At 70.7% G+C, this 18,784-nt stretch carries 19 protein-coding genes; 6 read left to right on the plus strand and 13 right to left on the minus strand.

Annotation, left to right across the window (positions count from 1 at the left end; translation table 11 throughout):
- Nucleotides 1-19: 19 nt before the first annotated feature.
- Nucleotides 20-1,006, plus strand: a complete 987-nt coding sequence (locus ACFWPQ_RS07480; protein ID WP_384030907.1) for an SDR family NAD(P)-dependent oxidoreductase — start codon at nt 20-22, stop codon at nt 1,004-1,006.
- A 49-nt stretch (nt 1,007-1,055) separates the two neighbouring features.
- Here ACFWPQ_RS07480 and ACFWPQ_RS07485 read toward each other — a convergent pair whose 3' ends face one another.
- On the minus strand, nt 1,056-2,603 hold the full coding sequence (locus ACFWPQ_RS07485) for an alginate lyase family protein (protein ID WP_384031371.1): 1,548 nt from the start codon (nt 2,601-2,603) through the stop codon (nt 1,056-1,058).
- A gap of 124 nt (nt 2,604-2,727) precedes the next feature.
- Entirely contained in the window at nt 2,728-3,186 is a 459-nt protein-coding gene (locus tag ACFWPQ_RS07490) for a hypothetical protein (RefSeq protein ID WP_384030909.1), read from the minus strand.
- 144 nt (nt 3,187-3,330) lie between these two features.
- On the opposite strand from ACFWPQ_RS07490, the gene ACFWPQ_RS07495 reads away from it, so the two are divergent.
- Nucleotides 3,331-4,284: a GlxA family transcriptional regulator gene (locus ACFWPQ_RS07495; protein WP_384030911.1), complete on the plus strand. Its 954-nt coding sequence runs from the start codon at nt 3,331-3,333 to the stop codon at nt 4,282-4,284.
- 6 nt (nt 4,285-4,290) lie between these two features.
- Here ACFWPQ_RS07495 and ACFWPQ_RS07500 read toward each other — a convergent pair whose 3' ends face one another.
- From ACFWPQ_RS07500 to ACFWPQ_RS07515, 4 genes are all read right to left on the minus strand, one after another.
- Nucleotides 4,291-4,593, minus strand: a complete 303-nt coding sequence (locus ACFWPQ_RS07500) for a hypothetical protein (RefSeq protein ID WP_355711324.1) — start codon at nt 4,591-4,593, stop codon at nt 4,291-4,293.
- Between the two features lie 166 nt (nt 4,594-4,759).
- Complete coding sequence (locus tag ACFWPQ_RS07505; RefSeq protein ID WP_384030913.1) at nt 4,760-6,043, minus strand: hypothetical protein; 1,284 nt, start codon at nt 6,041-6,043, stop codon at nt 4,760-4,762.
- A gap of 41 nt (nt 6,044-6,084) precedes the next feature.
- A complete protein-coding gene (locus ACFWPQ_RS07510; protein WP_384030915.1) occupies nt 6,085-6,606 on the minus strand; it encodes a SigE family RNA polymerase sigma factor in 522 nt (173 codons plus the stop codon).
- Nucleotides 6,607-6,702: 96 nt separating this feature from the next.
- Nucleotides 6,703-7,272 (minus strand): TetR/AcrR family transcriptional regulator, encoded by a 570-nt coding sequence (locus ACFWPQ_RS07515; protein WP_384031373.1) that lies wholly within the window; start codon nt 7,270-7,272, stop codon nt 6,703-6,705.
- A 144-nt stretch (nt 7,273-7,416) separates the two neighbouring features.
- Between ACFWPQ_RS07515 and ACFWPQ_RS07520 the strand changes: the two genes are divergently transcribed.
- Nucleotides 7,417-8,283, plus strand: a complete 867-nt coding sequence (locus ACFWPQ_RS07520) for an SDR family oxidoreductase (RefSeq protein WP_384030917.1) — start codon at nt 7,417-7,419, stop codon at nt 8,281-8,283.
- Nucleotides 8,284-8,369: 86 nt separating this feature from the next.
- On the opposite strand, the gene ACFWPQ_RS07525 is transcribed toward ACFWPQ_RS07520, so the two are convergent.
- Nucleotides 8,370-9,539, minus strand: a complete 1,170-nt coding sequence (locus ACFWPQ_RS07525) for a serine hydrolase domain-containing protein (protein WP_384030919.1) — start codon at nt 9,537-9,539, stop codon at nt 8,370-8,372.
- Nucleotides 9,540-9,688: 149 nt separating this feature from the next.
- Between ACFWPQ_RS07525 and ACFWPQ_RS07530 the strand changes: the two genes are divergently transcribed.
- Nucleotides 9,689-10,393 carry a Clp protease N-terminal domain-containing protein gene (locus ACFWPQ_RS07530; protein ID WP_384030921.1) on the plus strand — a complete coding sequence of 235 codons (705 nt, stop codon included), beginning with the start codon at nt 9,689-9,691 and terminating at the stop codon, nt 10,391-10,393.
- Nucleotides 10,394-10,465: 72 nt separating this feature from the next.
- Here ACFWPQ_RS07530 and ACFWPQ_RS07535 read toward each other — a convergent pair whose 3' ends face one another.
- Entirely contained in the window at nt 10,466-12,361 is a 1,896-nt protein-coding gene (locus ACFWPQ_RS07535; protein ID WP_384030923.1) for an N-acetylmuramoyl-L-alanine amidase, read from the minus strand.
- Nucleotides 12,362-12,779: 418 nt separating this feature from the next.
- Here ACFWPQ_RS07535 and ACFWPQ_RS07540 point away from each other — a divergent pair, with 418 nt between their 5' ends.
- Nucleotides 12,780-13,232 carry a hypothetical protein gene (locus tag ACFWPQ_RS07540; protein ID WP_384030925.1) on the plus strand — a complete coding sequence of 151 codons (453 nt, stop codon included), beginning with the start codon at nt 12,780-12,782 and terminating at the stop codon, nt 13,230-13,232.
- A 403-nt stretch (nt 13,233-13,635) separates the two neighbouring features.
- Here ACFWPQ_RS07540 and tgmC read toward each other — a convergent pair whose 3' ends face one another.
- Genes tgmC through ACFWPQ_RS07560 form a run of 4 tightly spaced genes read right to left on the minus strand, consistent with a single transcriptional unit; the run spans nt 13,636 to nt 16,625 of the window.
- Nucleotides 13,636-14,838 carry an ATP-grasp peptide maturase system methyltransferase gene (tgmC, locus tag ACFWPQ_RS07545; protein ID WP_384030927.1) on the minus strand — a complete coding sequence of 401 codons (1,203 nt, stop codon included), beginning with the start codon at nt 14,836-14,838 and terminating at the stop codon, nt 13,636-13,638.
- Nucleotides 14,822-15,820 carry an ATP-grasp ribosomal peptide maturase gene (tgmB, locus tag ACFWPQ_RS07550; protein ID WP_384030929.1) on the minus strand — a complete coding sequence of 333 codons (999 nt, stop codon included), beginning with the start codon at nt 15,818-15,820 and terminating at the stop codon, nt 14,822-14,824. The genes tgmC and tgmB overlap by 17 nt, the downstream gene beginning before the upstream one ends.
- Nucleotides 15,821-15,823: 3 nt before the next feature.
- Entirely contained in the window at nt 15,824-16,090 is a 267-nt protein-coding gene (tgmA, locus tag ACFWPQ_RS07555) for a putative ATP-grasp-modified RiPP (protein ID WP_384030931.1), read from the minus strand.
- A gap of 43 nt (nt 16,091-16,133) precedes the next feature.
- On the minus strand, nt 16,134-16,625 hold the full coding sequence (locus ACFWPQ_RS07560; RefSeq protein WP_384030933.1) for a hypothetical protein: 492 nt from the start codon (nt 16,623-16,625) through the stop codon (nt 16,134-16,136).
- A gap of 181 nt (nt 16,626-16,806) precedes the next feature.
- Between ACFWPQ_RS07560 and ACFWPQ_RS07565 the strand changes: the two genes are divergently transcribed.
- Nucleotides 16,807-18,087: a transcriptional regulator gene (locus ACFWPQ_RS07565; RefSeq protein WP_384030935.1), complete on the plus strand. Its 1,281-nt coding sequence runs from the start codon at nt 16,807-16,809 to the stop codon at nt 18,085-18,087.
- Here the strand turns inward: ACFWPQ_RS07565 and ACFWPQ_RS07570 are convergent.
- Nucleotides 18,068-18,730, minus strand: a complete 663-nt coding sequence (locus ACFWPQ_RS07570) for an HAD family hydrolase (RefSeq protein ID WP_384030936.1) — start codon at nt 18,728-18,730, stop codon at nt 18,068-18,070. The genes ACFWPQ_RS07565 and ACFWPQ_RS07570 overlap by 20 nt on opposite strands.
- Nucleotides 18,731-18,784 lie beyond the last annotated feature (54 nt).

An 18,784-nucleotide genomic window follows, 5' to 3' on the forward strand; every position in this document is an offset into this window, starting at 1 on the left:
GAATCCAATAATCGCGACCATGAACAACAATCGTCGCATTAGCACACCGTTCGGAGAAGAATCGACCGCAGCCGAGGTGATCGAAGGCGTCGACCTCTCCGGCAATCACGCGGTCGTCACCGGTGCCGCCTCCGGGCTCGGCGCCGAGACCGCGCGGGCCCTCGCGGGCGCCGGTGCCTCGGTCACGCTCGCGGTCCGCAACACGGACGCCGGCGAGCGCACCGCGACCGACATCCGCAAGGCGACCGGCAACGACGACGTCCACGTCGGACGGCTCGACCTCGTCGACCGGGCGTCGATCGCGGCCTTCACCGGAGCCTGGGCCGGACCGCTGCACATCCTCGTCAACAACGCCGGAGTGATGGCGCTGCCCACGCTCGACCGCACCCCGGACGGCTGGGAGCTCCAGTTCGCCTCCAACCACCTCGGCCACTTCGCGCTCGCACACGGCCTGCACGACGCCCTCGCGGCAGCCGGCAACGCGCGCATCGTGTCGCTGAGCTCCAGCGGTCACCACGCCTCGCCGGTCGTGTTCGACGACATCAACTTCGATTCCCGCCCGTACGACCCGTGGCTCGCCTACGGACAGTCGAAGACGGCCAACGTTCTCTTCGCGGTCGGCGCGACCAGCCACTGGGCGGCCGACGGGATCACCGCGAACGCCGTCCACCCCGGCGTGATCATGGAGACCGACCTGTCCCGCCACATGGACCCGGAGCAGGCCGCGCAGCTGCGCGCCGCCGCGGCGGCCGGCGAGTCCAGTTCGATCCTCGGCATGTCGATCCGGTTCAAGACGACCGCCCAGGGTGCCGCGACGAGCGTGCTGGTCGCGACCTCCCCGCTGCTGGAGGGCATCGGCGGCCGCTACTTCGAGGACTGCAACGAGGCGGAGACACTGACGTCCGAGGCGATGCCGGGCGCCTCCGGCGGCGTGGCCCCCTTCGCGCTCGCCGCCGACGCCGCCGAACGCCTCTGGGCACTGTCGCTCGCCACCGTGGACGCGTGAGCGGGGCACCCTCCGGGGAAACCCCCGGAGAAGCCTCGGGAAGGCGCCGCTACTGACCGCCCCGCGCCCGCCTGCGCAGCAACAGCAACCCACCGGCCAGCGCCGTGATCCCCGCCCCCGCGCTCCACGCGACGATGTCACCGGTCCCGGTGCTGGCAAGGTCGCCGCCGCCCTTGCCCATGGCCGACGGCGCGGACGACGCCGAAGCCGATGCCGAAGCAGAGCCCGGGACCGGTGAGGTGGCGGATCCCGACACCGACGCCGAGGCGGACCCGGACGCCGCCGGGCTCGGCGAGGACGACGTCGACGTCGTACCCCCCGCCGCCGTCCCCCCGCTCGCCCGGTCCCGCGTGAACGTCAAGGTCCCGAAGCCCAGTTGGTCGTACCCGCCGCTGTTCGGCCCGTAGTCCCCGCCGCCGCCCTCCGGCGCCGCCTTGGCCGCGATCCGGGTGAGGTACGTCGCCGGCATGCCCCGCCGCTTGGTGTAGTGGTTGGCGATCATCGCCCAGATGGGCCGGATCATCGACGGGTCGACGCCGGCCGCGGCCGTCACCGTCTCGCTCCCCGACCACCCGCCGATCGCCCCCTTCCGCCGCGTGCTCGCGGTGAACGGCACCTGCCCGCCCAGGTTCCACTTGGCGACGTACTGCGCCCCCTTGAGGAACCGGCTGTCGTCGTACCCGTACAGGTCGATCCCCTGGTTCCAGGCCATCTCGCAGAACGTGCCCATGAGCCCGACCCCGAGCAGCGCGTGCCCCTGATCACGCCCGGCCTCCAGCCACTCGCCGAGCCCGCCCTCGTCCGCGTCCACGTCGTCGTACACGACGGGAACCGCGTTCTTGATCGCGCCGAGCCCGGCGCCGTGCTTGAAGTAGTCGACGGCGCGGGCGACTTGGGCGCGGTCGTCGCAGAAGACGCCGGTGGCGAGGACACAGGCCATGTTGGCCAGGTCCCAGTTGGTCCAGTAGTTGGAGACGACGGCGTTGTTGTGCCGGACGAGGAAGTCGTCGCTGACCGCGCCGAAGACCTTGCTCAGCATCTCCTGGAAGCGGGCGAGCTCGAAGTCCCCGTGGTCCCGGACGAGTTCCGCGGCGTTCGCGAACTGGTAGCCGTACAGGCCGGCGGCCAGGAACCGGTCGGCGGAACCGTTGACCGCGGTGAGGGTGGCGGACCAGGCGTTGAGGACGGCGACCGCGGTGTCGGCGTACGCGCTCTCGCCGGTCACGTGGTGGCGCAGGGCGTTCTGGTAGGCGGCGTGGATGTCGTTGTAGAGGAGCGAGTAGTTCTCCGGGGTGCCCGAGCCCCGGTACACCACGGCCTGCGGCCGCGCCTGCCAGCCGCTCTGCGCGTGCCGGTTGGCGGTGAGCCGGGCGAACCCGGCCGTGTAGGGCGCGGCGCCCGCCTTCACCTTGGCGGCCATGCGGGCGAGGTCGGTACGGGTGTGCAGCAGGCCGGGATGGGCGAACGCGGCCCCGGTCCCGGCGGCCTGGGCTCCGGCGACCGCGGTGCCGCTCCCCGAGACGGCCCCCGCGGCGGCCCCCACCGCCGCTGCTCCCGAGACCTTCAGCATGCTCCGGCGGCTGATCTGTCGAGTCATCTGCATGCCCTGGGAGACGAACCGGCACGGCCCCGATAACAGAAACCGCGGGAGCCGGTCAGACGCCGGTCAGACGCCGGTCAGACGCCGGTCGGACGTGGGTCAGGCGCTGGCCGGGCGCTGGTCAGGCGCCGGTCGTCGACCCCGGCCGCACGATCATCAGCACCGTCACGGCGGCCCAGAGGAGGTTGAACACCCCGGTGAACATGGCCAGTTGCACGGTGGCCTGCCGCGTCCGGGCGTCCGGGCCGCCCTCCACCAGCGCACTCTGCCGGGGCAGCACCAGCGCGGCGAGCACGACCGCCGCGAGCGCGGTGAGCGCGATCGAGGTGATCAGCCAGGCGCTGCCCAGGACGTGCATGTTGCTCGCCGTGGCGAACCCGAACACGGGGACGACGACGCCGACGACGGCGTACACCCGGCAGATCCGGTACAGCAGCCGAAGGGTCTCGGCGGCCCGGACGTCGTCCGGCGCTTCCAGGGCGCGCCGGGCGGCCGGCGGGAACATGCTGGCGGCGACGGCGACGGGGCCGATCGCGACGATCGCCGCGAGGACATGGACGGCGAGGAGGAACTTGGTCACGGCGTCGACCGTAGGCGGGCGGCGGATCTTGCAGAAGCGGCGATACTGCCACCCCTCGACGGATTCTCGCCACCCATCTCCATCATCCACCGTGGACAGGAACCCGTCGTTGGCGATAACCCGTCGAACGGCTACCTTCCTGCCATGCACACCGTCGCCGTACTCGTCCTGGACCAGGTCATCCCGTCCGACTTCACCGTGCCGATCGACACCTTCGGCTGGGCCCGGCTGCCCGACGGCCGGGACGCCTACCGGGTGCGGGTGTGCGGGCCGGCCGGCGAGGTGACCGCGGCGGGCGGCGCGTTCACGGTCAGGGCGCCGTACGGGCTGGACGCGCTCGCGGAGGCGGACACGATCATCGTGCCGGGCGTCGCGGACCCCGCCTGCGTCCTGCCGCCCGCAGTCACCGAAGCCCTGCACGCGGCGGCGGCGAACGGCACGCGGATCGCGTCGGTCTGCGTCGGGGCGTTCGTCCTCGCCGCCACCGGCCTCCTCGACGGCCTGCGCGCCACCACGCACTGGGCCGCGGCCGACACCCTGGCCGCGCTGCACCCGGCCATCGAGGTGGACCCGAACGTCCTCTACGTCGACAACGGCCAGTTCCTGACCTCGGCGGGCGCGGCCGCGGCCATGGACATGTGCCTGCACATGGTCCGCATGGACTACGGCTCGGCGGTCGCCGCGCACACCGCCCGGATGTCGGTGATGCCGCTGGAACGGGAGGGCGGCCAGGCCCAGTTCATCGTCCACGACCAGCCCCCGGCCCCCGCGGGCGCCACCCTGGAGCCCCTCCTGGCCTGGCTGGAGGACAACTGCGACCGGGACCTGACCCTGGACGAGGTCGCGGCGCGGGCCGGCATGAGCACCCGCACCCTCAACCGCCGCTTCCGCGACCAGACCGGCACGACCCCGCTGCAGTGGCTGCACCGGGCGCGGGTGCGCAGGGCCCAGCACCTGCTGGAGACCACCGCCCACCCCGTCGAACGCATCGCGACCCAGTCGGGCTTCGGCTCCCCGACGGCCTTCCGGGAACGCTTCCGCAGAGTGGTCGGCACGAGCCCGCAGGCATACCGGCGGGCGTTCCGCAGCACGACCTAGAAGGATTCAGCCCCGGCGGTCCGCGACGGCCCAGGACGCCAGTGCCACCGCGCCCGCCACCCCGAGGACGGACGGCCATGCACCGACCTTCTTGGCCAGCGGATGCGACCCGGCGAACGCGGCGACATACGCGGCGGACAGCGCCCCGGCGGCCTTCCCGCCCGCCCGCTGCCGCCACTGCTGCGCGGCGGCGGCCCCGGCGACGGCCAGCACGGCCCCGCCCAGCGGCCGCTTCTTCGTCCACCGGGCCACGCCGTACCCTCCGACGAGCCCACTCGCGGCGATCACCGAACTGGGAACCCTGGCCATGTGTGTCTCCTTCTGCCTCTGCTGCTTCTGCCTGGATTCCCCGAGGCTAACGCGGCCGCAGCTGGGAAGAAGCGCCGACTGTAGCGCCCCGAAAGGGGCGCGGGGCTGTGCCGATATGCGGCTCCGCCGCGTGGGCGCGACCAGCCCCCACCCACCCGCACCCGAACTACGGCCGCCACTTCGCGCTGAGCGCGATAGCGCGGAGCTGCTTCATCGTCAGCGCCGGCGCCTCGCGCGTCGCCGCACTCTGCTGGGACCCGGAGTTGAAGGCGCTGATCACCACACGGAAGCCGTCGGTGCGCATCGTGTCGACGGTCCACATGACGACCCCGGCGCCGCCCTTCTCCCCGGGCTGCTTCCGCTCGGCGACCATGGTCCCGTCGGCGAGGGTCTCGGACCCGGCCCCGAACAGCTGCCCCGCGACGTCGGACATGTCCGGCTGCACGTTGATCTGGACGAGACTCCGCCCCTTGCCGTCGTCGACCACGACGTAGGTGAACTGGTCGTCGTCATCGCTCCCGTGTGCCACCACCTTCAGCCCCTTCGGAACGAGCGAGGTGAGGGTCTGCCGGATCGCCTTGCCGTCCTCCTGCGCCATGGGCGGTTCCTGGGTCTGCCGGGGATCCTCCGGAATGGCGTCGACGACCCCACGCCACTCCTGCGCGGCCGCCAGCGTCTTCAACTGGGCGACGGACAGCGGCGGTTCGCCCCGGCTGATCGGCGCGTCCTTCTCGGCGGCGGCGTTCCACTCGCTCACGGTGACGTGATGGCCGTCCGGGGTGACGAGGTTCGCGGTCCACAGCTTGGTGTCCACCCGCCGGTCGGGATACTCGTATCCCTTCACCACGGTGACGACGGACGCGTCGGACAGATGGCTGGTGGTGCAACTGTCGTACGGCGTAAAGACCTTGTCCGGACACCGGACGGCCTGGCGGGCGTCGTACCCGCCCGGCAGCACCCGGTTCACGGAGACACTGATGGCGGACGCGCCGCGCCCGTCGTCGAACACGACCTGCGCGTACGGCGCCACCAACGGCTCGCTCGCATCGACACCCCGTCCCTCCGCCTTCCCGAACGTCCCCTTGGGCAGCAGCTTCTCCAGCGTGCTGATCATCTCGTCCGAGGTGACGGCGCGGGTCGCGGGGGAGGACGTGGGGTGCGGGGTGGTGCTCACGGAGGAGGGGGGCCGCGGCTGTCCCGCCGACGACCCGCTCCAGGGCACCAGCAGGGCCCCGCCCACACCGGCGAGCGCGACTCCGGCGGCGCCGCCGAGGACGGCCGTCCGCCGTCGCAGCCGTAGCCGCCGCCCCCGCACCGTACCGGCGGCGACGAGCGTGCCCCGGTCGGTGTCGAAGGTGTCGCCGGCGTCGTGCAGGGCGGCGGAGAGCCGCATCTCGAAGGCGTTGCCACTGCTGTTGTCGCTGTCGTTGTGCCGCTGCTCCACGGGCATGACGAACCACCGTTTCCACAAGGTTGAGGTCAGGAGCGAGGTCAGGAGCGGGCGTACTCGGCGAGGTCCTCGCCCAGCAGCTCGCGCAACCGCGCGAGGGCGCGCACGCACCGCGTACGGACGGCGGCCGAGCTCATGTTGAGCGCGTCCGCGGTCTCGTGCACCGACCGGTCCTCCCAGTACCGCAGGACGACCACGGCCCGGTCCTTGGCGGGCAGCCGCGCCAGCGCGTCGAGGAGGGTCAGCCGCAACGAGGGATCGGTGCCGCCGGTATCGGCGCCGGTGTCGGCCAGTTCCGGGAACGAGTCCCGGGCCCGCTCCCTGCTGCTGAACCGCCGCCGGTGGGCGAGGAAGGTCCGGGTGAGGACGGTCTGCGCGTACCCGGCGGGGTTCCCGACGCGGGAGACCCGGCCCCAGCGGACGTAGATCCGCCCGAGGGCCTCCTGCACCAGGTCCTCCGCGAGATGGGTGTCCCCGGCGGTGAGCAGGCAGGCGGACCGGTACAGATGCCCGGCGCGTGCCGCGGCGAACTCGGCGTAGTCCTCCCCAGCTCTCTGACTCATCCGCACGCTCCCCCGTCCCCCGCTCCCGGCGCTCTGCCGCTCACTTCATTGATGCGGTGGGCCGGGAAAATGTTTCAAAGGATTCTCAGGGGAGGCTCACTGGAGCGAATCGAGCCAGCGGAGGAGACGGTCACCTTCACGGATCATGACGTCCGGGTCGCGCAGGGCGTTGGCCAGAAGTGACATGCCCTGGTAGCCGGCGACGAGGGTGAGGGCCAGGTCATCCGGGCCGTCGACGCCGTCCGCGCCGTCCGCGCCGCCGTCCGCGCCGGACAGCCCCATCTCCCGGAACTGCCGCGCCGCCCAGTCGAGCAGCCGCCGGATCACCGCGCCGGTCTCGGCGTCGAGGGTCCCGTCGGTGCGCTTGCCGAGCTCGGCGGCCAGGGTCCCGGTGGGACAGCCGTACCGGGCGGCGACGTCACGCTGCTCGACCCACGCCCGGACCAGCCCCTTGAGCCGGTCGCGCGGATCGGGCAACTGGTCGAGTACGCCGGTGAGTTCGTCGAGATGCGCGGTGTGCTCGGACAGGGCGGCCTGGACCAGCTCGTCCTTGGTCTTGAAGTAGTAGTAGACGTTCCCGACGGGGACGTCGGCCTCCCGCGCGATGTCCGCGAGGGTGGTGCGCTCGACGCCCTGCTCGTGCAGGACCCGGGCGGCCGCCGCCATCAGCCGCTGCCGCTTCTGCGACGCCCGCGCCCGCCGGTCCACTGAGTTGGTCACCCAACTAACTATAGACAACGCAGGGTTGGACCGTGCTAGCGTCTGAGACAGCGATGTAAGTCAGCTAACTAACTCACTCAGGGGGATTCGATGATCACAGTGACGGGCGCGACCGGCAACATCGGCCGGACGCTGGTGGACCTGCTGACCGAGGCGGGGGAGGACGGGGCGGAGGCGGAGGAGGTAGTAGCGGTGTCCCGGCACCCCCGGCAGGCGTCCGGTGGGCGGCCCGGTGTCCGATGGGCCGAGGCCCATGTCGGTGACGCGGCGAGCATGCGGGCACCCCTGGCCGGCGCCCGGGCCCTGTTCATCGTCCTGGGCGGCGAACTCAACGCTCGGGGCGAGGACCCGAAGCTCCTGCTCCGGGCGGCCGCGGACGCCGGCGTCGAACGGGTCGTCCTGGTCTCCTCCCAGGTCAGCGCGACCCGCCCGGAGGCGGCCTCGCACGCCCGCCTGCGCGAGTTCGAGGCGGCGGTACGCGCGTCGGGCCTCGACTTCACGATCCTGCGCCCCGGCGGCTTCGCCTCCAACGCCTTCGCATGGGCCGACACGATCCGCGCCAAGCGCACGGTCTTCGCCCCGTTCGCCGACGTGGCCCTCCCGGTCGTGGACCCGGCGGACATCGCGGCGGTGGCGGCGACGGCGCTCCGCGAGGACGGCCACGGGGGCCGCGTGTACGAGCTGACCGGCCCGGAACTCATCAGCCCGCGTCAGCAGACGGCGGCCGTCTCCGCGGCGCTGGGCGAGGAGGTGACGCTGGTGGAGCTCCCGCGCGAGGAGGCCCAGGCGGCCATGGCCCGCTTCATGCCGGAGGAGGCGGTCACGGGCACGCTGGACGTCCTGGGGGCGCCGCTTTTGGCGGAGCTGCGGATCAGCGCGGACGTGGAGACCGTGCTGGGGCGCCCGGCGGGCGGGTTCGGGGGGTGGGTGGGGCGCAACGTGGCGGCGTTCCGCTGACGGGTGTCTCTGAAGGTGTCCTGGGCGCACGTACGCTCGTGCACCCAGGACGGTCGGGATGGGTCCCCCTGGGCGGACTCACCCGGTCACAACGCGGCTCGCACTGCCTCCACGAGAGCCGACGCCCGCGTGTCCTCGGCCCCCTCGACGATGCTGTTCATGACGTACCCGAAGGCGATGCCGTGCTCGGGGTCGGCGAAGGCCAGCGATCCGCCGCGCCCGGGGTGGCCGAAGGCGCGGGGCCCGGTCAGGGGGTTCGTCTCGACGGGCAGCATGTACCCGGAGGCGTACCGGATCGGCAGCATGATGACCTTGTCCACCCCGCCGGCCTGCTCCGCGGTCGCCGACGCAAGCGTCTCAGGGCTGAAGAGCCGTACCCCGTCCACGTCCCCGATCAGCGCGGCGTACATCCGGGCGAGGCTGCGCGCGGTGCCGATGCCGTTGGAGGCGGGCAGCTCCGCGGCCTGCACCTCGGCCGAGTTGAAGTCGATCTCGGCGGGGTCGGTGACGGTGAACGCCCTGTTGCTCAACGACTGCGGATCCTGCAGCGCGGCGACGAACTCCCTTGCCTCCGGCGGCACGAGGTCCAGCGGTACGGTGCTCAGATCGACCTCCGGCTTCGGGTACACCATCCGGCTGACCCGCCCGCGCTCGGCCGCCGGCAGCCCGATGAAGAAGTCGAGGCCCAGCGGCCCGGCGACCTCCTCGGCGAAGAACCGCCCCGGCGTACGCCCGGAGACCCTCCGTACAACCTCCCCGACCAGCCACCCGAAGGTCCGCCCGTGATACCCGTGCGCGGTCCCCGGCTCCCACTCCGGCCGCTGTACGGCGAGGGCGTCGACCATCGGCTGCCAGCGCAGCGCGTCACCCACCGGCACCGGCGGATCGACGGTCACCACCCCGGCCCGGTGCGACAGCAGCCACCGCACCGGAATCTCCGTCTTCCCCTCCACCCCGAACTCGGGCCAGTACTCGGCAACCGGCGCATCGAGATCCAACTCCCCCCGCTGGGCGAGCAGATGAGCAACGGTGGCGGTGGCGCCCTTGGTCGCGGAGTACACGAGCTGCAAGGTGTCCCGCTCCCACTCCCGCCCGGTGTCCGGATCGGCCACCCCGCCCCACAGATCCACCACGGGCCGCCCGTCCCGGTACACGCAGACAGCGGCCCCGACATCCCCCCGCTCCGCAAAGTTGGCGCGGAACGCCTCCCGCACACCTTCGAACCCGTCGGCCACTTCCCCGTGGATAGTCGTCATGCCCTCATCCTGACACCGGGGCCGCTCTCAAGCAGTCGATGCCGAAGACGAGTTGGAGCAGCGGGGGCCGACCCGTCCCGTGCGGCCCCTCCCGAGCAAATCGTCAATTACTAGTTGACGCTCACGGATCGTCAACTTAAGATTGACGCATGAGCCCACTCGACATCAGCCTGGCCGACTTGATCGCCCGTCTCGACGAGGAACTCCCCGAAGCCGGCGAACTGGCCCGCATCAGCGAGGCCCGCCTGCGCGCCCAGACCCTGTCCGACCTCGGTGACCAGCTCATCGACCACTACGTCAGCAAGGCCAAGCAGGTCGGCGCGTCGTGGACCCAGATCGGCGACGCGATCGGCGTGTCCAAGCAGGCCGCCCAGCAGCGCCACGCGCCCGCAGCGTTCGAGCGGTTCACCAACCTCAACCGGCACAGCATCGTGCTGGCCCAGGAGGCCGCCCGCACCCTGAAGCACGACTCCATCGGCACCGAACACCTCCTCCTCGGCCTGCTCGGCGAACCGCAGGGCCTGGCCTACGAGGTGCTGGTCGCCAAGACCGAGTCGGAACAACGCATCCGCGACGCCATCCAGGAAGCACTCCCGCCGGCCGGGGAGAAGTCCCTGCGGGGCCACATCCCGTTCCACGAGGAGAGCAAGGAGGCCATCAGTCAGGCCCGCCGCGCATCGACCGTCCTCGGCCACGACTGGGTCGGCACGGAACACACACTCCTGGGCCTGATCCGCGTCACGGAGAGCCCGGCCGCCCAGATCCTCCGCGACCTCGGCTTCACGCCGGAGGAACTCCACGAGACGGTCAAGACCGAGATCACCAAGCGGCTCGCCGCGCGCGACGACCGCTGACGCACGGTGCCCAGGAGGCCGGAACCTCCTGGGCACCACATGCGCGTGCGTCGGTGTGCGGTCGGCGGACCGTCAGCCGTCCGTAGCCGTGACGTCCGCGGCATACACCAGGGCGACCCGGTGGTTGTACTGGATGGTGTACATCGCCTTGGCGCCGGTGACGACCGTGCCGCTGGACGGGAAGAAGTCGTCCGTGAGGGACGGCGCCACGGTGGCCACGTACGCCTGACCGGCCGGGACGGAGTACATGCTCAGCGCGGCCTGCGTCGACGGCGACAGACCCGCGGGGTACTCGGCGGCATCCGGGTAGCTGGAGCCGTACACCGCCACCGATGAGGTGCCGGCCGCCTCGATCACCTTCACCCCGTGGGCGGGCGCGGTGTTGCACCCGTGCGGGTTGTAGAACCACACCTTCGAGCCGCCGTACCAGATGGCCGTCCAGTCGCCGTCCTGCCCGGCGACGACGAACTGCTGTCCGGCCGCCGCCGTGCTGCCCCAGTCATTGATCCGGTCGGTGCCGGCCGCGCCGGGGTGCAGCGCCTGGTCCCCGAAGAGGGGAGCGGTGTCGCTGGGTTCGGTGCGCAGGTAGACGAAGTCCGACGCCTGCTGCGTCTCGGTGCACGCGGTGGTGGCGCCGGTCGGGTCGTCGGAGGGGCAGATCTGCACGGTCTGCAGATTCTCGTCGAACCGGGGGGCGATGGTGACCACCGAGCCGACAGGACCGACGCCGTGCCGCCCGGTGTGCACGCCGAGCAGGCGCATCAGGTGGTTCCAGTCCCAGGACGGACCCGGGTCCCAGTGCATGCCGGAGACGAGGGACGACTTCGGCCCGGCGACGTTGTCGTGCCCGATGATGTGCTCGCGGTCCAGCGGTATGCCGAACCGGTCGGCGAGGTACTCGACCAACTCGGCCGTGGCCTCGTACTGCGCCTCCGTGTACCAGGTGCCGCCGTGCGCGGCGTAGCCCTCGTGCTCGATGCCGATCGAGTGCATGTTGGTGGAGTAGTTGCCCGCGTGGAAGGCGAGGTCCTTCGTGGGCACCATCTGCGTCACCGCGCCGTCGGAGGACCGCATGACGTAGTGCGCGGCGGAGCCCCCCGCCTGCTGGAAGAGGCTGACGGCGGTGTCGTACGAGGTCTCGGTGTCGTGGATGACGATGCTGTCGATCCGGATGCCGTTGGCGGGCCGGTTGGAGACCTGCCCGTTGGACGCCGCCGCCGGGACGAAGGTGCACGCGACGGTGGCCGGGCACTCGGTGTCCGTCGTGTCCGTCGACTTCAGATCCAGGACCTTCAACTGACCGGTGACCGGCTCGACATCGCTGTCGGCCGCCAGACGTACGTGCTCGCCCTCGGCCGTGGTGCGGCCGACCCCCTTCTCGATGGTGGCGAACACCCGCCCGGCGAAGGCCGCCGCCCCCTGCCGCTCGTCGGACTGGCTGTAACGGGCCACCGCCGCGTACCAGTTGCCGGGATCCGCCGAGACGGACCCGACGGCGGCCTTCTGGTACGACGCGAGCAGCGCCGCGCCGCCACGGATGTTGGCCGACGGATCCTCGCGCAACTCCTCGGCCGACAGCCCGGTCAGCTTCGCCGCGGCCTGCAGGGTGTGCAGCGCCGGATCGGCGGCCAGCTTCGCCAGATCCGCACGCCCCGCCGCGCCCGCGTCGCCGCCGGCCATCATCGCCGGAGTGACGTCCGTCAGATGCATCGGCCCGTAGCCGCCGTCCGTGCTGTACTCCCCGGCGTGCGTGTCCCAGGCCGACTCCTGGTACGCCACCGCCAGCAGCACCTGACGCGGCACGTGGTACGCGTCGGCGGCGGCCGTGAACTCCTGCTGCAACGTGGTCGTCGCGTCCGCGGCCCCACCGTCGGCCAGCGCCGGCACCGGCACGGCCGCTCCACCCGCGACAGCGAGCGTGGCGACGGCGGTCAACAGGACCGGACGTCTGGAATTCCTTGTGCTCATGAAAAAGTCCCCGAACCTCGGAGGATCGAATGGCGGAATGGAGGATGCGTACGACGGGACATCGGTTCATCAACCGCGCCGGTATGCGCACGGCTCCGCGACCTACGCGGGGCTCGGCCCGTCGACGCCCGGAAGCGGATGATCCTCCTCGGGGCGAACCGGAGTCAACCTCGGTTGAAAACAGGGCACTTGAGTGTACGGAGGATCGGTGAAGGACACCGTCGGGCGAACGAAGCTCCCGTGAACACCGCGTCCGCGTCCGCCGCCGCTTGCCTTCTCGTGCTGCCTGAGCGTCAATGTGGGCCACCACCTGACGACACGTCAGGACTGTGAAGTCTCCTTCAGGAGGAGCCAAGCCATGAGACTCGCGAGACGCACGAGATGTCCGAGCCGCACGAAGCGGAAGTTACGCGCAGCGGTGACCGCCACCACGGCCTGCGCCGCTCTGCTGGCCGGTACCGTGGCACTGGCCCCCGGGGCAGCCGCGGTCACCCCGACGCAGGCCATGACTCAGTACGACTGCGGCCTCCTAGGTTGGGCCGACGGCCAGTTGACGGCCACTCAGACCGGTACGTTCGTGACGATCACCATCGAGCTCTCCGTGACCGCCCCCCTCGCCGTCCCGTGGTACAGCATCTCCTCGACCCTGAAGCTCGACGACATCAACACCGGACGGCCGGTCTTCCTCGCGGGAACTGTGAACCCTCCCCTCTCCGCAGGCGACCCGATCGTCCTCGGCCCGCTCCCGGGCACGGTCGAACCCGGCGAGAGCCTGGACGCCTACGGGCAGGAGCTGACCTTCCAGATGTACGGCATTAGATTCTCCTGCGAGGCGGTCTTCCCGTTGTCCCCGGGCCCCTTCCAGTTCTGACCCGCCTCCTCCACGGCCCGGACGCCTGCCCCGCCCCCCACCACCTCATCGCGTCCTCCGCACCGGCCGGCCTCTTCCCAAGCAGCCCCAGCTTCACCCCGGCCCCGCCAACTCCCCACCCACGGCCCCTCGCAACCCGCCCAAGGGCCGTCCAACGCAAGCCCCACCCCGCCCTTCCCGGCCGCCCGCTCGCTTCTTCCCCGTGCTGGAGTGAGCTGAGTCAAGGGTCGGCCGAAGGCCGATCGGCGCCAGCCGACGCGGACGCGGAGCGCAGCGGAGCGGGAGCGCCCTTTACTCGGCTCACGGAAGCACGACACTGCCGAAGAAGCGGGCGGTCGGGGCACCTTGCAGCCAACAGTTCGGCACGTTCACCTCGATACCGGGCCCCACCCCCAGAAGCAGTTCAAGCCCCCGGCAACTCAAGACCGGACACCTGCGCGTGGACCAGTCTCTGCTCCCTCCCGCGCACCCGCAGCCTGAACGACTCCGGTCCCGGACACCCGGCAGAGTCGAAGGCGTCGACGACCTCCTCGACGCGCTCCCACAACCGCACAGGCCCGGCCTCCCGCACCTCCCACCCACCGTCGCAAGGCGTGAGCGACGCGGCAGAGCCATGGACGACGTCGACCAGGTGCACGACCTTTCCCACGGTCGTCATCTGGGCGTCGGGAACCGCGCACTGGGCAAGAAAACGCAGATGGAACGCCTCCGGATTCGAGGCCGTGATCCGCTCGGGACCGTACCGCGCCGCCCTGGCCTTCTCCGGCAACCCCGCTGTCCAGTGAGCGGGGTTCCCGAAGGCCGGAGCGGCGTGCGCCCGGACCGACATGAAGGAGACGGTGCCCGGCAGCAGCGGCCCCTCCGCCGTACCGTCATCCGCGACCGTGAGGAGGACGCGCGCATAGCCGTACAACCACCCCGACAGCGTGAGCAGGATCTTCCCGCCCGGCCGGGTCTGCGCGACGAGCGCGCCCGGCACGGAACGGAAGGAGCAGGCGGCCACGATCCGGTCGAAGCGTGCCTCGGGCCAGTAGCCGTACCGCCCGTCGGCCACGGCCAGGGTCGGCGTGTAGCCGCAGCCGTACAGCGCGTCCGCCGCGACCGCCAGCCGGTCCGGATCGACGTCGATGCTCGTGACGTCGGCGGACCCGAGACGCTCGCAGGCCAGCGCGGTGGAGTAGCCGCTGCCGGTGCCGATCTCCAACACGGTGTCTCCTTGCCGTAGTTCGGCATCGGCCCACATCCGCAGGACGAGCGAGGGCAGGGTGGCGGAGGAGGTCGGCGCCCCGCCGTGCCGCGCCCGGGGCGCACTCCAATCCGGCTCCGCCTCGTCGAACTGGGTGATCAGTGTGGCATCGGAGTACGCGGCGGCCAGCCACCTGCCGTGGTCGAGCTCGGCGGTGACCGGCTCCCACACCGTCAGCCCGTGCGCGTCGGTCTCGTCGACCGGCAGATAGAACCCCGGCACGAACCGATGCCGAGGCACCTCTTCCACCGCGGCCAGCCACCGCGGATCACTCACCGACCCGTCCCGCGCGAGTTCCTTCGCCAGCCTCCGCCGAAGCAGAACGGCATTGCCGCTTCCAAAGTCATTCGGCGTCGTCATGGTCCTCGACTTCCTCTCTACTCAGGATCTCGGCGAACGCGTCGGCGATGGCCGGGGCATCCGGCAGCCAGCCCCACTGCCCGTTCGGATTGCACTCGATCGCCCACCAGTCCTCCGCGGCCGTCCCGTCACCGGTGAGCGCGAAGTCGAAGCAGCCGAAGACCAGCCCGAACGAGGCCAAGTAGCTGTGCAGAGCGGCCCGAACGGACTCGGGCACGGCGACGACGGCGTGGACGAGAAGGCCCCAGTCCCCCCGCCGCCAGTCCAACGCACCGTCCGGCGTGCTGATCCGCTGAGCGAAGACACGACGCCCGACCACGGTGACCCGCACATCCCCGCTCTTGGGAATCTCGGCCTGAAAGAGATGCGCGGTCACCACGACCGAGTCGTCCAGAGCACCGGGCTCGATGCGCTGCGCCCAGATCGCCCCGGCACAGCCGTCCTCGCCCTCCGGCAGCCCACGGAACGACTTGTAGACGACGCGCCCGTGTTCGGCCGCGAACTTCCGAGCCTCCTCCACGTCATTGGTGACCAGGGTGGCAGGAACACGCAGACCGAGAGCTGCGAACCTCCGGAGCTGGGCGGGCTTGAAGTCGGCCCGGGCCACGGCGGACGGGTGGTTGACGTACAACGCACCCCGCAGACTGTGAAGCACACCCCCGAGCCCATGACGCGCCTCGGCGACGGCGAACTCCCGCGACTGCCGGGGCAACTGCTGGAAGCGAGCAGCGTACGGGGTCGGCCGGCGCCAGTAGACGGCCGTCACGGCCCCCACATCCACCTCCCGGCCGGCAGCAGTACGCAACCTCCCACCCCACGTCGAGCCACCGCTCGGCCCGAGCCGAAACCCGAAGACAAGGCCCGGCCCGACATCCCCCGGATCAACGCGTACGACAGCCGTACCGCGCTCGTTCAGAGCCTCGATGACCCGGTCCGCGGTGACGTCCTCCAACGCGGTGAGCACCAGAACGACGGACTCCACCGCTCAGTCCGACTCGTAGTCGGTGGTGCTGTCGTCCTGCGTCTGCGGCTGAGGCTGCTGCCCGTCCCCACCACCTGACACCGACGCCGTCCCCGCCGTCTTCGACGTCCCGTGCTTCCCCATCTCCACCACCCGACCGGCGGCGTCCGTGTACACGGCGGTCTGCGAGACGGCATCCAGCGTCACGGACACGTACGGAGGAGGCCCGACCGGCAGCCGATCGGTCACCAACCGCATGGCCCAGGGCGCCTGAACGGTCGTGGTCGTCATGTGATTGCCCACCATTCCTTTCGAGGTTCTTCGCGGAGGAGGATCAGACTTCCGAGCGTGCGGCCAGTCGTGACCGCCCCCTCTTGACCAGGGCTGTGATGGAACGCGGGGTGCACAGATCGCCCTCGTAGCGGGGCGGAATCAGCCAGTAGGTGCCCGGGGACTGCTGCCGGTCGAGCCGTGGCACGCCGAGATAAGTGCCATGCCCCAGACACGTGGCGATGTCGTCGTACGCCCAGACCAGACCGGCGTGTCCCTGGATCAAGGCGTAGTACGTGCCGCCGGCCACCCGGCGGTCGTAGATGATCGAGCCCCCGAGGAACAGGCCGAGGCAGACGGCGACCTGGTCCGGGTCGCTCGAATCCACGGCGGCGTGCACCTCGTCCGACGCCATCCGCACCGCTGCGAACCGGTCGCCGAGCGGTAACAGGGCGACGCCCTGAATCGCCCACTCGTGCCAGGCCTGCGCAGGCGTCGGATGGGCTCGCGCGAGCCATTCGGAGATCGCTCTGTCCAGGGCCTCTTGTGTGTCCACAACCTGCCTCCTGTCCTGGGAACAACACAAAGCCTCCAGTAACCATTTGTCAGATTCGAGGACTTGGAAGGGCCTCTGATAGGACTTGATAAGGGCCTCTACGACTCCTTAGGAGGGAGGTCATGCCTGAAACAGGGCCCTGTGTGGGAGAGTTGGAGAAGCCGCAGCAGGAGGTGCTCCAGTGCCCAGGCCCACCGGCAACGTCCGACTCAAGGCCGCCCGCGTAGCCGCGGGTTTCAACTCCCAGCAGCATTTGGCCGATGCGCTCACCCAGCACGCCAAGGAGATGGGCGTTCGAGGGTTGTCGATCGGTGTACGACAGGTCCGCCGCTGGGAGTCGGACAACCCGCCCTGGCCCCAGCCGGACTGCCAACGCGTTCTTGTGCATCTGCTCGGACAGAGCATGGAGGCACTGGGGTTCACGCCCCCGTGGGGTTCCGACGGGTCACAGCACGCAGAGCACGCCCGGCGTACCCTGGTAATCGGCGATCGGACAGTGCTGGGAGGCCGGGCCTCACTGCCCCGCAAAGTCGCCGTGACACGCCAACCTGCCACGGTCGGAGCCGATTTCATGGCGGTGACCCGCTCGCACCGTCGGCTCTACTGGTCGGTCGCACCGGCAGAACTGCACCCGGCCGTCGTCGCACACGCGATGCTGGGGTGCACCCTGTTGCCCGAGACGACGGACTCGTCACGTCGTGAGGTCGCTGCCGCCATGGCGGAGACCTACCTCCTCGCAGGCCGCATCGAATTCTTCGATCTCCGCGAGCCGAGTACCGCCAACGACACCCTTCTGCTGGCACTACAGGCGGCGGGAGAGGCGGACGACGCGCTGATCGGCTCGGCGATCATCGCGCACATGGCATTCGTTCCGGGGTGGGTGGCGGATCGCGACGGCGCTCTTGAGCGCATGACCGCAGCGCGCACCTACGCACGGCGCGCTCCCGCCTCTGCGGAGTTCCTTGCCTGGCTCGACGCCGTGGAGGCGGAGTGCGAGACGAGGTCGGGCAACACACGCACAGCGCTGCACCTCCTCGGCCACGCCGAGGACGTCCTGGCGACGGGCAACGAGTGCCCTTCGCCGGAGTGGCTGGACTGGTTCTCCCCGGCCCGCCTGGCGGCCTTCAAGGGCAACACGCAGATGATCGCTGGCCACCTCCCGCAGGCCCGCGAAAGCCTGCTGCGAGCCCTGGCCGCGATGACACCGGCCGAGGACAAGCAACGCTCGGTGGTCTACGGCGACCTGGCGGCCGTCGAGGCGACTTCCGGTAACCCGGAGCAGGCGTGCGAGTACGCGGGCAAGGCCCTCGACCAGCTGGCGGTCACCTGGTACGCGACCGGCATGGACCGGGTACGGGAAGTGCGCCGCGCGCTTTCGCCCCACCAGGCCGAGCGCTGCGTACGTGACCTCGACGACCGCTTGTACGACTGGTCGACGACGCTCAGTGCGCTGGGCCGTTGAACCGACTGATCAGGTCCGGCAGTTCAAGCAGTGACTCGACCCTGAAGGTCGGCAGTTCTCTGGCCTCGCGGTAATTCCACTGGATGGTGGCCCAGGGCCCGCGGCGCACGAGAGCGGTGAGCATGCCGGCCTGTAGGGCAGGTCGAATGTCGTTGTCGCAACGGTCTCCGACGTAAAGGATCTCGCCGACGTCGAACGGTACGGCGTCGCCGACCCGCTTGAAGAACTCCGGGTCGGGCTTGCTCGCCCCCCAGTCGTCCGACGTACCGATCAGGTCGACGTCGGCGGAGAACAGTTCCCGCAGAATCCGCCCCGCCCGCACCGTCTGGTTCCCGGCGATCCCTAGCCAGAGCCCGCCAGCTCGTAGCGCCGCGAGCGCAGGCCTGACGTCCGCGTAGAGATCCTCCTCCCCGAAGGACTCCGGCCGCCCGGCGGCGGCCCGCTTCTCCCGTTCCTGGTAGAGGTCGAACCCGGGTCGGAACTCCTGGAAGACCTCCCGGTAGTCCCGCCCCTGGGCGATCACAGCGCCGAACATCGCGTGGAAGGTGTGGCGGGGCACACCAAGCCAGTCGGCCCAGGTCCCGTACTCCCGGGTCTCGTCCACCAGGCACTCACCTACGTCGAAGACCACCGCGCGAATCATGGGGGCAGAGTAGTAGGCACGCAGATACTCAAAACTGCCACCGTTGCGAAGAGA

Source organism: Streptomyces sp. NPDC058464, assembly GCF_042721035.1.
Lineage (GTDB): Bacteria > Actinomycetota > Actinomycetes > Streptomycetales > Streptomycetaceae > Streptomyces.

What these genes read in the sequence shown, in the direction of transcription:
- ACFWPQ_RS07495 (WP_384030911.1), top strand. Translation starts at nt 3,331, where the DNA reads ATGCACACCGTCGCCGTACTCGTCCTGGACCAGGTCATCCCGTCCGAC.
- tgmA (WP_384030931.1), bottom strand. Translation starts at nt 16,090, where the DNA reads ATGACGACCACGACCGTTCAGGCGCCCTGGGCCATGCGGTTGGTGACC.
- ACFWPQ_RS07505 (WP_384030913.1), bottom strand. Translation starts at nt 6,043, where the DNA reads ATGCCCGTGGAGCAGCGGCACAACGACAGCGACAACAGCAGTGGCAAC.
- ACFWPQ_RS07535 (WP_384030923.1), bottom strand. Translation starts at nt 12,361, where the DNA reads ATGAGCACAAGGAATTCCAGACGTCCGGTCCTGTTGACCGCCGTCGCC.
- ACFWPQ_RS07515 (WP_384031373.1), bottom strand. Translation starts at nt 7,272, where the DNA reads ATGGCGGCGGCCGCCCGGGTCCTGCACGAGCAGGGCGTCGAGCGCACC.
- tgmC (WP_384030927.1), bottom strand. Translation starts at nt 14,838, where the DNA reads ATGACGACGCCGAATGACTTTGGAAGCGGCAATGCCGTTCTGCTTCGG.
- ACFWPQ_RS07485 (WP_384031371.1), bottom strand. Translation starts at nt 2,603, where the DNA reads ATGACTCGACAGATCAGCCGCCGGAGCATGCTGAAGGTCTCGGGAGCA.
- ACFWPQ_RS07520 (WP_384030917.1), top strand. Translation starts at nt 7,417, where the DNA reads ATGATCACAGTGACGGGCGCGACCGGCAACATCGGCCGGACGCTGGTG.
- ACFWPQ_RS07480 (WP_384030907.1), top strand. Translation starts at nt 20, where the DNA reads ATGAACAACAATCGTCGCATTAGCACACCGTTCGGAGAAGAATCGACC.
- ACFWPQ_RS07510 (WP_384030915.1), bottom strand. Translation starts at nt 6,606, where the DNA reads ATGAGTCAGAGAGCTGGGGAGGACTACGCCGAGTTCGCCGCGGCACGC.
- ACFWPQ_RS07525 (WP_384030919.1), bottom strand. Translation starts at nt 9,539, where the DNA reads ATGACGACTATCCACGGGGAAGTGGCCGACGGGTTCGAAGGTGTGCGG.
- ACFWPQ_RS07570 (WP_384030936.1), bottom strand. Translation starts at nt 18,730, where the DNA reads ATGATTCGCGCGGTGGTCTTCGACGTAGGTGAGTGCCTGGTGGACGAG.
- ACFWPQ_RS07530 (WP_384030921.1), top strand. Translation starts at nt 9,689, where the DNA reads ATGAGCCCACTCGACATCAGCCTGGCCGACTTGATCGCCCGTCTCGAC.
- ACFWPQ_RS07500 (WP_355711324.1), bottom strand. Translation starts at nt 4,593, where the DNA reads ATGGCCAGGGTTCCCAGTTCGGTGATCGCCGCGAGTGGGCTCGTCGGA.